Raw genomic sequence first — 13,267 nt, forward strand, 5'->3', positions numbered from 1 at the left:
GAGAAGGAACGCGCGATCAGTGCTGCAGAATCTGTGGAGTCAGGTACCAATCCAGCTGCCCGGCCGGCACCGGCCGCCCAAACCAGTACCCCTGCCCCAGGTCGCAGCCGTGTTCGAGCAAAAAGCTCGCCTGCTCGACCTGCTCGATCCCCTCGGCATGAACCTGCATCCCCATGCTCTGGGCCAGCGCAATGATCACCCGCACAATCGCCGCGTCATCCTCATCCCACGGCAGCCCCGCCACGAAGCCCTGATCGATCTTGAGTTTCTGAACCGGCATCCGCTTGAGGCGCAGCAATGAGGAATAGCCTGTACCAAAGTCATCGATGGCCAGCCGAACGCCTAGTTCACGCAACCTGTGCATCTGCTCCAGCGCGACTTCCGGATCATCCATCACAGCGCTCTCAGTGACTTCCAGCTCCAGACAGGCAGGGTCCAGCCCGGTTTCGTGCAGCACCTTCGCCACCTGCCCAAACAGCTCTCGGCGGGCGAACAGCCGGGAAGAAACATTCACCGCGACAAACGACACCACCACCCCGGCCTGCTGCCACCGGCACATCTGCTCACACGCCTGGCGCATCACCCAGGCATCAATTTCGGCGATCAGACCAGTGCGCTCGGCAATGGGAATGAATTCTGCCGGCGACACCAACCCTCGCTGCGGATGCTCCCAGCGCACCAATGCCTCGACGCCGATCAGGCGGCTGGTCTTGAGGTCGTGAACCGGCTGGTAATAAACCCGCAACTCCTGCTGTTCCAGCGCACGGCGCAATTGGAATGCTGTCTCGACCCGTTGCTGGGCATGGGCGGTCAATTCTTCGGTATAGAGGGCGTAGCCGTTGCGGCCGGCACTCTTGGCCTTGAACAGCGCCGAGTCTGAGTTGCGCAACAACTGCTCGGCACTCAGGGCGTCACCGGGGAACAGGCTGATGCCGACGCTGATATTGACGAACAACTGATGCCCGTCGATCTGGAACGGCTCTCTGAGACCATCGATGATCCGCTGAGCCAGCGCCGCCGCCTGCACCATTTGCGGACAGCTTTCAGCCAGCACGGCGAACTCGTCACCGCCAAGGCGCGCCAGGGTGATTCCCGGACCGACCATCGCGCTCAAACGCTCGGCCACGCCCTTGAGCAGCTGGTCCCCAATGCTATGCCCGAGGCTGTCGTTGATCATCTTGAAGTGATCAAGATCGATCATCAGCAACGCGCAGCCGCGCTTGTGGGTCTGCGCCGAAGCCAGGGCCTGCTCGGTGCGGTCGGTAAACAGCAAGCGGTTGGGGAGATCGGTCAGCGGATCGTAGTGAGCCAGACGTGTCAGTTCATGTTCGGAGTTCTTGATGGCGCTGATGTCGGAAAACACTGCAACGTAATGACTAGGCCGCCGTCGGTCATCGTGAATGATGCGGATAGTCTGCCATTGCGGGTAAATCTCGCCGCTTTTGCGGCGGTTCCAGATTTCTCCGCTCCACTCGCCCGTGCTGTTGAGTGTCGCGAACATCGCTTGATAGAAAGCCGGCGGGTGATGGCCGGACTTGAACAGACTGGGTCGATGACCCAGCACTTCCTCACTCTGATAACCGGTGATTTGCATGAAGGCCCGGTTCACATGAACGATCAGGCCCTGACTATCAGTGACCAGCACCCCTTCACGGGTGCAATCGAAGACCGCCGCTGCCTGACGCAAGCGCTCACGGTCTTCAGTGCGCTCACGCAACTTGGCGCCGATTCCCAGGCAACGGAACAATCGCGCCCGAGCGAGAAAAATCAAACCGGCACTGAACACCACCCAGGCATAACCGTTGATCAGTTGCCAACGCATTAGCTCGGCAGAGCTATCGAAGAAACTGTTCAATAAATGGCCACTGAACTGCAGCCAACCGACAGAAACCAGAAGATAAAGCAGCGCTGCACGCAGAGCATCGCGGTAGGTAGCAGCCATTAGGTCGTCCATGTCCCTTAAAAGTGGATGGAATTATAGTTTAAAGAAACATCCGGCCACTCTTATCTGAAAGGGCGACTGGTTTTATCTGTGGGCTCAGTGATAATGCAACGGCTGTTTTTTTCTTTATCGAGGGCCCAATAGCCTATGTGGTACGAAGGTTTTCTCGGCTTGTCGCCCTGGTCACTGGTGGCAGTCACCCTGCTGATGACCCACGTGACGATCATCGGCGTCACGGTCTATCTGCATCGTTATTCAGCCCATCGCTCGCTTGAGCTCAATGCTGGCCTGAAACATTTCTTCCGCTTCTGGCTGTGGCTGACCACGGCACAGAACACCCGCGAGTGGACCGCTATCCATCGCAAGCACCACGCCAAATGCGAAACCGTCGATGACCCGCACAGCCCGGTCATCAAGGGCCTGGCCACCGTTCTGCGCAAAGGCGCCGAGCTGTACCGCGCCGAGGCGGAAAACCCCGAGACCCTGCGCATCTACGGCAAGAACTGTCCCGAAGACTGGATCGAACGCAACCTGTACAGCCGTTTCCCGCTGCTGGGCGTGGCGATCATGGGCGTCATCGACCTGCTGCTGTTCGGCACCATCGGCATCACCATCTGGGCAATCCAGATGATGTGGATCCCGGTCTGGGCCGCCGGCGTGGTCAATGGCCTGGGCCATGCCATCGGCTACCGCAACTTCGAATGCCGCGATGCGGCGACCAATCTGGTGCCGTGGGGCATCCTGATCGGCGGCGAAGAACTGCATAACAACCATCACACCTACCCTAATTCGGCAAAACTGTCGGTGAAGAAGTGGGAATTCGATCTCGGCTGGGCCTGGATCCAGGTCTTCAGCTTCCTGCGCCTGGCCAAGGTTCAGCGTGTTGCACCCATCGCCCATCGGGTCGAAGGCAAAGGCAACCTGGACATGGACACCGCCATGGCGATCCTCAACAACCGCTTCCAGATCATGGCCCAGTACCGCAAATTGGTAATCGCACCGCTGGTCAAGCAAGAGCTGGAAAAAGTCGATCACTCGGTCCGCCACCAGTTCCACCGCGCCAAGCGCCTGCTCTCGCGGGAAACCAGCCTGCTGGATGACAAACATCACGTTCGCATTCAGACCATGCTCGAGCACAGTCAGGCGCTGAAGGTAATTTACGAGAAACGCCTGGCCTTGCAGCAGATCTGGGTCAAGACCAGCTCAAATGGTCACGACATGCTGGCCGCCATCAAGGACTGGGTACACGAAGCCGAAGCCAGCGGGATTCAATCCCTGCGCGACTTCGCCGACCAGTTGAAAACCTACTCCCTGCGCCCTGCCGCTGCAGTCTGACTGTGGCGAGGGAGCTTGCTCCCGCGTGACTGCGCAGCAGTCGCAAAACCTGGCGAGGCGTTCTTTCATTGAAAAACGCGTCGCCAGTACCGCCCGGCGGGAGCAAGCTCCCTCACCACATAAGGCGGGAACTTCGCTCAAAATCCCCTATCTCAAAGACACTTCGCCATTCAGGCGGGCTCTGGTATTGGCCGCTTTCGACCCTCGAGCGGCACACGCCCTTTGAGATTTTGTGTCTATGGTCAATAAAAGCCTACAAGACTCATCCCTCCCGCAGTGGCCCGAGGCTGCGCAAACCCTGCTGGCGCTAATGCACGCGCAAGGCGAAGTGGCACGCCTGAGTGAACGAGAACAACTGTTCAGCACTCTGCTGGTGAGCGTCAACGCGGTGCTTTGGGCTTTCGACTGGGAATCTCGTCGCGTGCTCTATGTCAGCCCGGCGTATGAACGGATTTTCGGCCGCTCCGCAGGCTTGTTACTGTCCGACTACAACCAATGGCGCGACAGCATTTACCCCGACGATCTGGACTATGCCGAACGCAGCCTGGCCGAAGTATTGGTCAAAGGCGCCGTTGAAGACCGTGAGTACCGAATCATTACCGCCGACGGCCAGGTCCGCTGGCTCAGTGACAAGTGCTTCATCAACCGCCAGGCCGAACCAGGGCAACCGGTGATCATTGTCGGCATTGCCGAAGACATTACTGACAAGAAGCAGATGGAAACCGAGCTGCAACGCCTGGCCACCACCGACGTGCTGACCCAAAGCAGCAACCGCCGACACTTCTTCGACTGCGCCCACCGTGAATTCGAACAGGCACTGCACCAACGCACGCCGCTGGCCTTCCTGCTGCTGGACATCGATGACTTCAAAGTGATCAACGATACCTACGGCCACCAGGAAGGCGACAACGTGCTGCAACGAATCGCCGAGTGCGGTCGCGCGACGTTGCGGCGAGGTGATGTGTTCGGGCGAATTGGTGGCGAGGAATTCGCTGCGGTGTTTCCCGGCTGTGCGCCAGACATGGCCATGCAAGTGGCCGAGCGCCTGCAACGGGAGATTCAGCGATTGCGTTTCAGCCATGGCGACCAGACGTTCGGCATCACCGTCAGCCAGGGCCTGACCAGCCTCACCGCCGAGGACGAAAGCGTGGACAACCTGTTTGCCCGCGCAGATGCGGCAATGTACCAGGCCAAACACCAGGGCAAGAACCGCATCGTCTCATCCTGAGCCCATGATCGTTCCCACGCTCTGCGTGGGAATGCATCCTGTGACGCTCTGCGTCGCGACTTGCGAAGGGACGCGGAGCGTCCGGGGCGGCATTCCCACGCAGAGCGTGGGAACGATCTCCCTGCGTTATTTCTTGCGTAAGCGCATCAGCTCCGGCAATCCGATCTTGAGCAACCGCGCCGTCCGGCTCTTCGCCAGGTCTTCAATGCCCTCATGCTCGGTCAGGCGCGCCAGTTGCGCAGCCATGTTCATCACCAGCGCTTCGCGGGAGTAAACCCCGCCACCGAACTGGTAGACCGCCGCAATCAGCTCTCGCAGCTCCAGCGGCAGGCGCCAGCGAGTGCGAAGCGCCGAACCATAAGCCGCGCCGAACTCGGCCAGCGCCTCGCCAACCTCCTCCCATTCATCCAGCTCGCCCCCGGCCTGCTTCCACTCCTGCAAACACCGCAACAGCGCAAGGTCGCCGAGGCGATGCAGCATGCCGGCGCAATAACAGCGCTCCTGATCCAGATCCAGCAAGCGCGCCAGGGTCCGCCCATACTCGGCAGTGCGCAGCGACAGCTCCCAATAGCGCTCGGCATAGTCGGCCAGAAACGGATCGCTGAGTCGGGCACTGCGCTTGAGGGCCAGCCCCAGAATCAGGTTCATGCTTTGCCCGGTGCCGAGGCGGTGCAGCGCCTGGGACAGGGTTTGTACGGCGGCGCCATGGTGCTGGGCCGCGCTGTTGGCAGCGGCGATCAGCACAGCGGTCACTTGCGGATCGGTACGAATCTCGTCATGCAGCAGTGTCAGGTCGAGACCATTGGGATTGAGGCTGCGCTTGACCGCCAACTGCACGTCAGTCATCAGCGGCGCACCGTCGGCCAGCTCACGACGACGCTCCAGGTAAACCGCCAACGTCATGCCTGGCGACAGTGAAGGCGTTTCGCAAGACACCTCTTCCCCGGCATTCAACAGCAAATCCTGCAGGCGCTGGGTCAGGTTTTCCATGTTAAGGGGTTTGGTCAGGTACGCCGCAGGCGCCAGCGGCAGAGCTTCGCGAACGCTGGCGCTGTCGTTACGGTTGCTCATCAGAATGAACGGCAGCGGCGGGTTGCGTTTGCGCTGACGGACATTGCGCAAGATATTCAAACCATCGACGCCGGGCAGCTCCCAATCGACGATCACCAGGTCGTAAGGATTTTCCGCCAACAGGTGCAGCGCTTCCTGACCATCGGCACACAGATCCAGCCGCGCGTCACAGCGCACATTCAACAAAACCTGCTTGAGCAGATCGCGGGACCAGGGATCGGCCTCGGCAATCAGCACACGCGGCGCAGCGGGTAACACCACAGCAGTCATTTACACACTCCAAAGTCGTGCTTGCACCTTAGTCAATGATGGCCATTCGATACAGCGCATTTGCCATCAATGGGCTCCATGGACACAAAAAAACCCGCCGAAGCGGGTTTTTTTGTCGATCAGTTCACACATTCATCGGAGCACTTTAAATCAAAGCTCAGAGAAGCACTCTTCGATGATTGCCAGACCTTTGTCCAGTTGCTCGTCCGGCGAAGTCAGTGGTACCAGCACGCGCAGAACGTTGCCGTAAGTGCCGCAGGACAGCAGGATCAGACCCTTGTCACGCGCCTTGGCCACAACCGATGCCACAGCAGCAGCGTTCGGCTTGTGGCTGTCGCCATCAACGAACAGCTCGACCGCGATCATCGCGCCCAGGGCACGGACTTCGCCGATCACCGGGTACTTGGCCTGAATGGCTTTCAGGCCAGTCACCAGACGCTCGCCGACAGCTTTGCAGCGATCCAGCAGGTGCTCTTCTTCGAACACTTCCATCACGGCCAGGGCCGCGGCGCAAGCGATCGGGCTACCGGCGTAAGTGCCGCCCAGGCCGCCTGGAGCAATGGCGTCCATGTATTCGGCCTTGCCGCAAACACCGGCCAACGGGAAGCCGCCAGCGATGGATTTGGCGAAGGTGGTCAGGTCGGCAGCAACGCCCATCTGCTCCATGGCGAAGAACGTGCCGGTACGACCAGCGCCGGTTTGTACTTCATCAGCGATCAGCAGGATCCCGTGCTGGTCGCACAGCGCGCGCAGACGCTTCATGAACTCTTTAGGCGCGACGTAGAAACCGCCTTCGCCCTGAACCGGCTCGATGATGATTGCAGCGATGTCACGCGGCTCGGCGTCGTTCTTGAAGATGCGTTCGATGCTGGCGATCGAATCGTCGATGCTCACACCGTGCAATTCGTTCGGGTACAGCGCGCGGAAGATGCCGCCTGGCATCAGGCCCATGCCGGCCGAGTAAGGCACGACTTTACCGGTCAGGCCCAAGGTCATCATGGTGCGACCGTGGTAAGCGCCGGTGAACGCAATCACACCGGCACGGCCAGTGGCGGCGCGGGCGATCTTGATGGAGTTTTCCACGGCTTCGGAGCCGGTGGTCACCAGCAGGGTTTTCTTGGCGAAATCACCCGGCACCTTGGCGTTGATCTTTTCGCACACTTCCACGTACGGCTCGTAGGCCAGTACCTGGAAGCAGGTGTGGGTCAGCTTGTTCAGCTGTTCGGTCACGGCGGCGATGATTTTCGGGTGCACGTGACCGGTGTTCAGCACGGCGATACCGCCGGCGAAGTCGATGAACTCGCGACCTTCAACGTCGGTCACGGTGGCGTTCTTCGCATGGTCGGCGAAGATCGGGTGAATCTGGCCAACACCGCGTGGTACAGCGGCTTCGCGGCGTTTCATCAGGGATGCGTTAGTCTTGCTCATAAAGTCCTCATTCACCGCTCATCGGGCGGCGTGGTTCAAGGAAAATGCGGCGGGGAGGCAACTACGGCAGCATGCGATGATCGACTGCCACAGCTTTCCCCACCACAGAGAAAATTCCGTTTGAAGCACGCAAAGGGACAGCGCTCTCGTGCCCTTTGCGTTTGAAGCAATGCCTTGCCGGGCTTATCCCTTCGAGCTTAGATGCCCAGGCAGAGGTATTTGATTTCCAGGTAATCTTCGATGCCGTACTTGGAGCCTTCACGACCCAGGCCCGACGCCTTGATGCCGCCGAACGGCGCGACTTCGTTGGAGATCAACCCGGTGTTGACGCCGACCATGCCGTATTCCAGGGCTTCAGCCACACGGAACACACGACCCAGGTCGCGAGCATAGAAGTACGAAGCCAGACCGAACTCGGTATCGTTGGACATCGCGATCACGTCGGCTTCGTCTTTGAAGCGGAACAGTGGCGCCAATGGACCGAAGGTTTCTTCCTTGGCCACGGCAGCGTTGTTCGGCACGTTGGTCAGGATGGTCGGCTCGAAGAAGTTGCCTTCCATGACCTTGCCACCGGCCAGAACGGTTGCGCCTTTGCTGATCGCGTCAGCAATGTGCTCTTGAACCTTGGCCACGGCTTTTCCGTCGATCAGCGGGCCAGTGGTGGTGCCGTCATCCAGACCGTTACCGATCTTGAGTTTGGCCACGGCCACTTTCAGTTTTTCGGCGAACGCGTCGTAGACCGAATCCTGAATGTACAGACGGTTGGCGCAGACGCAGGTCTGGCCGTTGTTGCGGTACTTGGAAATGATCGCGCCTTCGACGGCCTTATCCAGGTCTGCGTCGTCGAACACGATGAACGGCGCATTGCCGCCCAGTTCCAGAGACACTTTCTTGATGTCCTTGGCGCATTCAGCCATCAGCTGACGACCGATTTCGGTCGAGCCGGTGAAGGACAGTTTGCGCACGATCGGGTTGCTGGTCAGCTCGCTGCCGATGTCGCCGGCACTGCCAGTCACCACGCTGAACACACCGGCAGGAATGCCGGCACGTTGGGCCAGTTCGGCCAGGGCGAATGCGGAAAACGGGGTTTGCGAAGCAGGTTTGAGCACCATGGTGCAACCGGCGGCCAGGGCCGGGCCGGCTTTACGGGTGATCATCGCGGCGGGGAAGTTCCACGGGGTGATTGCAGCGGTCACGCCGATTGGCTGCTTGATCACGATCAGGCGCTTGTCTGGCTGGTGACCCGGAATCACATCCCCGTAGATGCGCTTGGCTTCTTCGGCGAACCACTCGATAAAGGAAGCGGCGTAAACGATTTCACCCTTGGCCTCGGCCAATGGCTTGCCTTGTTCGAGGGTCATCAGACGAGCCAGGTCGTCCTGGTTCTCGATGATCAGTTCGAACCAGCAACGCAGTTTGTTGGCGCGGTCCTTGGCGGTCAGTGCACGCCAGGCCGGCAGCGCTTTGTCAGCGGCTTCGATTGCACGGCGGGTTTCGGCAGCGCCCATTTTCGGCACGGTGCCCAGAATTTCGCCCGTTGCCGGGTTGTTGACCTTGATCGTCTGACCATTGTCCGCATCAACCCAAGCGCCATCGATAAAGGCTTGCTGGCGGAACAACTGGGTGTCTTTAAGCTGCATGTCGGCTTTCCTTAACAGCACCGCGGCAAGCGCGGAGCGAATTATGATTGTAGAAAGGCGCCTTAAAGGCTGCCGTCAGGGAAATCATTCACCGGGCTGAAGCACATAAATAGCGCACTGATTGAAACTCGTGCGGTTCAGCACCCAGACAAGAGCGTTTGATATCTCGAACGAATCCTAGGATCAATGCTGGGAAAGGACAATAGGGCGTTCGAAAAAAAGAACGAAAACGCCGCATTTGCCTAATTTTTCTGATCAACGTAGCAAACACAGGTTACGCTTTGGAAAACCGCAGGCGATTCAGCAGCATGGACGCCCGCAGTGCATATGAGTATCATGGCGCCCGCATTGCACCAGTAGCTCAGCTGGATAGAGTACTGCCCTCCGAAGGCAGTGGTCGTGGGTTCGAATCCCGCCTGGTGCACCATATCGTTGTTTCTAGTTGTCTACAGATGTCTACGAAACTCCCTGCAAAGCCCGCCCCGTGCGGGCTTTGTTGTTTCTGGTTGTCTCCCGCTGTATCCCCTTATAACCTCACCCCCTGTATCCCAGGGTGTATCCCTGGGCAATCTTCGAACTGAAGGGATACACGGACGTGAAACGCTCCGGAATCAAACGTAGGCCACTCAGCGACACGGTTTTGGCGAGCATCGAACCAGAGACCCGCGAATATCGCGAGCTTGATGGCAACGGCCTGTACCTGCGAGTAAAGCCGGACGGTCAAAAGTCATGGCAGTTGCGCTACAAGAATCAGCAATCTAAGTGGAGCTGGATGGGGCTTGGCGGGTATCCGCAAGTTAGTGGTGCGTTGGCCCGGAAGAAGGCTGGCGAACTACGTAAAGAGATTGCCGATGGTGAAGACCCCATCGCTAAACGCAAGGCCCGAGCAGCGACCGAGCTCGAGACCGCGACCAACACATTTGAGATGCTGGCCCGCGAGTGGCTCGAGCTACGCACACCCACCTGGGCGGCGAGCACCGCTCGCCGGAATAGCGGATCTCTTGAACTCCACGTTTTCCCCGTGTTCGGCAAACGCCCTTACACGGAAATCACTCCCAAGCAGTGGATGGACTTTCTACAGACGCTGGAGCGGAAGGGTATCCTCGAGCAGATGAAGCGGGTGCGCCGTTCCTGCAAGGAAATCTATGACCTCGCCCGAGTTACCGGACGAGCCATCCACAATCCCCTGGAAGGACTCAGCCGCTTCTTGCAGCGCAAGCCAGCCGAAAACTATGCCCATGTCACCGCTCAGGAGCTGCCTGACCTCCTAAGGGCAATTAGTGCATATCCGCACGCTACGGATTTGCGGCTGGGCCTTCGCCTGTTGATGCTGACCGGTGTCAGACCCAGCGAGCTACGCGAGGCGCCCTGGTCTGAGTTCGACTTGGCAAAGGGGCTGTGGAGTATTCCGGCCGAGCGGATGAAGAAGCGCCGCGATCACCTTGTACCCCTGTCACGGCAGGCGCTCGAGGCGCTGAAGGAACTGCAAACCATCAACGGCCGTTACCCGCTGCTTTTCCCTGGCCGAAACGACCGCAAGAAAGCGCGTAGCAATATGGCGTTCAACATGGCGCTACGTCGCATGGGCTATGACGGCCGGCAGACAGGCCATGGCTTCCGTCATATCGCGTCGACAACCTTGCGTGAAAACAACTTTCCCCGCGAGCACGTTGAAGCGCAGCTGGCCCACGTCGAAGGGGGCGTTTCCGGCATCTACAACAAGGCGATCTACCTCGAGCAGCGACGGCAAATGATGCAATGGTACTCGGATCATCTGGACAAGCTTGAGCGTGGAAACGTCATTACTGTCGACTTCAACGCCAAGAGCTAAAGCCACCGACCTCCACGCTTGTGAGACGCCGTGGAAACGAATCATTAGCGAGATTGGTAATGCGGAGACAATTATGAGTGAGTGGCACACAGTCGCCAGTGCAGCGAATTGGCTTGCAGATCACATCGGCGTACGTAACTACAGCGCTGAACAACTTTGGCGCGCAATTCAGCAAAAAAAATTGCAAGCCCATTACTGGCCTGTCGAACCGGTAACCCTTGGGCTATTCGACCTTGCAAATCAAACGACTCATTTGAACGCGCCGGAGTACCTCAACAGCACTGAAGAGGAATTCGCCTATCCACTCAGGGCAGTCATCAGTGGACCCGTCCCATTCGACGACTACACGTCGTTTTCGGTCAGCATGGCTTTTACGCTCGATCCTGAATTAGCGACCTGGAATGACTACGTTGGCATCAATGTGCGAGACCTGTTCCAGAGTTCACCGATTGGCGTCTGCCTCGCAGTTGATGAAATGGGACACCCATTGTCTCTGGCCGACATCGATTTCGTTGTACTTGTCCACACTGATATTTTGCTGGCATACCACCAGAATTTGCCGGCCAGCCGAGAGTTGGCGCCTGTCATGGAGGTTTCTAAATACGGTGATGATGGTAAGGAGCTCCAGAATTGGGTCGCACGCTGCGCCCAAACAGGCGGCAGCATTCCATTTGCCGAACAACGCGAACACCTGACCGATGATGAACACTCCGAGCCGATGTTAAGAACATTGGCACTTGCGGCCCACGTCATCGCTGACTTAGCAGAAAAGCTTGATCAGAAAGAGTCCAAGCCAGGCTTGCATCTGAACCTCAGGATAGACGGACGCCCCAATACTAGAGGCATTGCAATGAAGCTCTCTGATACTGCCAAAGAGTTGAACTACAGCGGCTATGGCGCTGGACACAGGGGCTTTGAAGAACGCTTGCGCAAGGCCTTGAAAACCATCAGCTGACGATGGGAGGTCCCATTTACCACTTCACACACCTTCGCACCTGACCATTACACACTCGCCTCCGTAGTCGCTGACAGTCCTATGGAGTCGAAGATGCATCCACATTGCCCTACAGCGCTCAGCGCTGACCTGATGACGCCCGAGCATGCAGCCCATGTCTTGGGTGTTTCTATTCGAACGCTGGCCGCCTGGCGCAGCGTCGGCCGCAATACCCTCCCCTACGTGAAAGTCGGGCGTCTAGTACGCTACCGGGCACACGATATTGCCGATTGGCTACAGGCCAACCTTCGCCCTGGCACAGGGGTCGCGTGATGGCTTTCTCCGCAACCGCCAAGAGTCTAACCACCTGTAATGGCTCAGCTCACAACCCCGGAGAATTTCAGTCTTGGGCGAGATCAATGATGCTTGGGCAATCCAGACCAGGAAGCCTGATCATGACCACTCACCCTAGACTCAGATCGCAACCGCAAGTTAAACGGCCCTGCCCAGATTGCGGCGCCGCATTGATCAAACGCAGCTCTAATAGCGAGCATTTACTGCTGTCGAAAACTTTTCTGGTTTGTAAAAACGCGGTGTGTGGCGCCACTTTTGCTGGGATTGACGAAATTACTCACCGCCTCAGCCCACCAAGTCGGCCAAACGTGGATATCCAACTGCCCTACGCCCCCAGCGCGATCCGCCGAGGCGTGCTCAGAGTGCTTGGGCTACCTACTGATCGTGAAGATCCCCTGTCCGTGAGGCAGGTGAGCGTTGGCCAGGAGAATCGGCTATGAATCAGCCTAAAAACTTGCGCAATGACACTTCTGTCGCGCTAGTCCGCATGCCCGAGCTACAGCAAATGACCGGGCTTGCGCGTCCTACCGTGTACAAGATGATCCAACGCGACGCCTCCTTTCCAAGGCCGGTGAAGCTCAGCGACAGCGGCGCGCGCAATGCTCCAGTGGCATTCGTATTGAGCGAAGTTCAGGCTTGGATACAGAGCCGAATCAGTGCACGGGAGCAGCGTGCATGAGCCGCTTTACGCCGAAGCCATTCCAACCCGTGCAACGTATTGAGCTAGGCAATCGGCTGCTGCGTAGACGTGAGGTTGAACAAAAAACAGGGAAGAGTCGGGCAGCAATCTACGCAGACATTCGCGCCGGTACTTTCCCTGGGCCAATGCCAATCGGCATCAACAGTGTGGCTTGGTTGGAGGCTGAAGTTGATCAATGGATCGCTGAACGCCTGGCAGAGCGCAACCAGGTCCAGTTGACCAACCGCTAACAACTTACTTCACGACGAATCACATCGCTGCTTGGCCTCACGCCGAGCGGACAGGAGTTTTGCATGCCTCAGAAAAGACAAAGCCCCGGCAAGCGCGCCAACGCTACCAGGGCTAATTACCTCTCAACATACACCGCCGAGCATAACACGCACACCGGATCTTTGAGCCGTTTTGGCAGGCGGTCGAGCTTGCATCATCGAGGCCTGCTCACTTATAGTGAGTCTGTCGCTGCTAATTCAGCGACCGGGTTTGGCGACCCGATTACCTCTAGGCGCATAAGCGCCCACCATCCGACAGCAGGCG

12 protein-coding genes and 1 tRNA gene are annotated in these 13,267 nt (G+C 58.4%); 9 read left to right on the forward strand and 4 right to left on the reverse strand.

Annotated elements, in window-relative coordinates:
• Nucleotides 1-16 precede the first annotated feature (16 nt).
• Nucleotides 17-1,942, reverse strand: coding sequence for a phosphodiesterase DibA (dibA, locus tag AC3WP4_RS24005; protein ID WP_074872479.1), 1,926 nt, complete (start codon nt 1,940-1,942; stop codon nt 17-19).
• Between the two features lie 147 nt (nt 1,943-2,089).
• Here dibA and desA point away from each other — a divergent pair, with 147 nt between their 5' ends.
• Together desA and AC3WP4_RS24015 are read left to right on the forward strand one after the other, a co-directional pair.
• Entirely contained in the window at nt 2,090-3,277 is a 1,188-nt protein-coding gene (gene desA, locus AC3WP4_RS24010; RefSeq protein ID WP_074872477.1) for a delta-9 fatty acid desaturase DesA, read from the forward strand.
• A gap of 238 nt (nt 3,278-3,515) precedes the next feature.
• Complete coding sequence (locus AC3WP4_RS24015; RefSeq protein ID WP_074872475.1) at nt 3,516-4,505, forward strand: GGDEF domain-containing protein; 990 nt, start codon at nt 3,516-3,518, stop codon at nt 4,503-4,505.
• Nucleotides 4,506-4,631: 126 nt separating this feature from the next.
• On the opposite strand, the gene AC3WP4_RS24020 is transcribed toward AC3WP4_RS24015, so the two are convergent.
• The 3 genes from AC3WP4_RS24020 to gabD form a co-directional block, all read right to left on the reverse strand.
• Entirely contained in the window at nt 4,632-5,846 is a 1,215-nt protein-coding gene (locus AC3WP4_RS24020; protein ID WP_102616214.1) for a response regulator, read from the reverse strand.
• A 150-nt stretch (nt 5,847-5,996) separates the two neighbouring features.
• Nucleotides 5,997-7,274, reverse strand: a complete 1,278-nt coding sequence (gene gabT / locus AC3WP4_RS24025) for a 4-aminobutyrate--2-oxoglutarate transaminase (protein WP_074872471.1) — start codon at nt 7,272-7,274, stop codon at nt 5,997-5,999.
• A 197-nt stretch (nt 7,275-7,471) separates the two neighbouring features.
• Nucleotides 7,472-8,914, reverse strand: coding sequence for an NADP-dependent succinate-semialdehyde dehydrogenase (gabD, locus tag AC3WP4_RS24030; RefSeq protein ID WP_102616215.1), 1,443 nt, complete (start codon nt 8,912-8,914; stop codon nt 7,472-7,474).
• 350 nt (nt 8,915-9,264) lie between these two features.
• Here gabD and AC3WP4_RS24035 point away from each other — a divergent pair.
• The 7 genes from AC3WP4_RS24035 (at nt 9,265) to AC3WP4_RS24065 (ending at nt 12,963) form a co-directional block, all read left to right on the forward strand.
• Nucleotides 9,265-9,341 (forward strand) — tRNA-Arg (locus tag AC3WP4_RS24035).
• Between the two features lie 168 nt (nt 9,342-9,509).
• Nucleotides 9,510-10,745 (forward strand): tyrosine-type recombinase/integrase, encoded by a 1,236-nt coding sequence (locus AC3WP4_RS24040; protein WP_102616216.1) that lies wholly within the window; start codon nt 9,510-9,512, stop codon nt 10,743-10,745.
• 73 nt (nt 10,746-10,818) lie between these two features.
• Entirely contained in the window at nt 10,819-11,700 is an 882-nt protein-coding gene (locus tag AC3WP4_RS24045) for a hypothetical protein (protein WP_102616217.1), read from the forward strand.
• Between the two features lie 132 nt (nt 11,701-11,832).
• Nucleotides 11,833-12,012 (forward strand): helix-turn-helix domain-containing protein, encoded by a 180-nt coding sequence (locus AC3WP4_RS24050; RefSeq protein ID WP_256581217.1) that lies wholly within the window; start codon nt 11,833-11,835, stop codon nt 12,010-12,012.
• Between the two features lie 122 nt (nt 12,013-12,134).
• On the forward strand, nt 12,135-12,473 hold the full coding sequence (locus AC3WP4_RS24055) for an ogr/Delta-like zinc finger family protein (RefSeq protein WP_102616219.1): 339 nt from the start codon (nt 12,135-12,137) through the stop codon (nt 12,471-12,473).
• On the forward strand, nt 12,470-12,712 hold the full coding sequence (locus tag AC3WP4_RS24060; protein ID WP_102616220.1) for a helix-turn-helix transcriptional regulator: 243 nt from the start codon (nt 12,470-12,472) through the stop codon (nt 12,710-12,712). The genes AC3WP4_RS24055 and AC3WP4_RS24060 overlap by 4 nt, the downstream gene beginning before the upstream one ends.
• On the forward strand, nt 12,709-12,963 hold the full coding sequence (locus tag AC3WP4_RS24065; RefSeq protein ID WP_102616221.1) for a helix-turn-helix transcriptional regulator: 255 nt from the start codon (nt 12,709-12,711) through the stop codon (nt 12,961-12,963). The genes AC3WP4_RS24060 and AC3WP4_RS24065 overlap by 4 nt, the downstream gene beginning before the upstream one ends.
• Nucleotides 12,964-13,267 lie beyond the last annotated feature (304 nt).

The sequence above is a fragment of the Pseudomonas sp. FW305-20 genome (assembly GCF_058788075.1).

Excerpts from the sequence above, each read along its gene's own strand:
- AC3WP4_RS24015 (WP_074872475.1), top strand. The coding sequence starts at position 3,516 with ATGGTCAATAAAAGCCTACAAGACTCATCCCTCCCGCAGTGGCCCGAG.
- AC3WP4_RS24045 (WP_102616217.1), top strand. The coding sequence starts at position 10,819 with ATGAGTGAGTGGCACACAGTCGCCAGTGCAGCGAATTGGCTTGCAGAT.
- AC3WP4_RS24065 (WP_102616221.1), top strand. The coding sequence starts at position 12,709 with ATGAGCCGCTTTACGCCGAAGCCATTCCAACCCGTGCAACGTATTGAG.
- AC3WP4_RS24020 (WP_102616214.1), bottom strand. The coding sequence starts at position 5,846 with ATGACTGCTGTGGTGTTACCCGCTGCGCCGCGTGTGCTGATTGCCGAG.
- gabT (WP_074872471.1), bottom strand. The coding sequence starts at position 7,274 with ATGAGCAAGACTAACGCATCCCTGATGAAACGCCGCGAAGCCGCTGTA.
- dibA (WP_074872479.1), bottom strand. The coding sequence starts at position 1,942 with ATGGCTGCTACCTACCGCGATGCTCTGCGTGCAGCGCTGCTTTATCTT.
- desA (WP_074872477.1), top strand. The coding sequence starts at position 2,090 with ATGTGGTACGAAGGTTTTCTCGGCTTGTCGCCCTGGTCACTGGTGGCA.
- AC3WP4_RS24055 (WP_102616219.1), top strand. The coding sequence starts at position 12,135 with ATGACCACTCACCCTAGACTCAGATCGCAACCGCAAGTTAAACGGCCC.
- gabD (WP_102616215.1), bottom strand. The coding sequence starts at position 8,914 with ATGCAGCTTAAAGACACCCAGTTGTTCCGCCAGCAAGCCTTTATCGAT.
- AC3WP4_RS24060 (WP_102616220.1), top strand. The coding sequence starts at position 12,470 with ATGAATCAGCCTAAAAACTTGCGCAATGACACTTCTGTCGCGCTAGTC.
- AC3WP4_RS24050 (WP_256581217.1), top strand. The coding sequence starts at position 11,833 with ATGACGCCCGAGCATGCAGCCCATGTCTTGGGTGTTTCTATTCGAACG.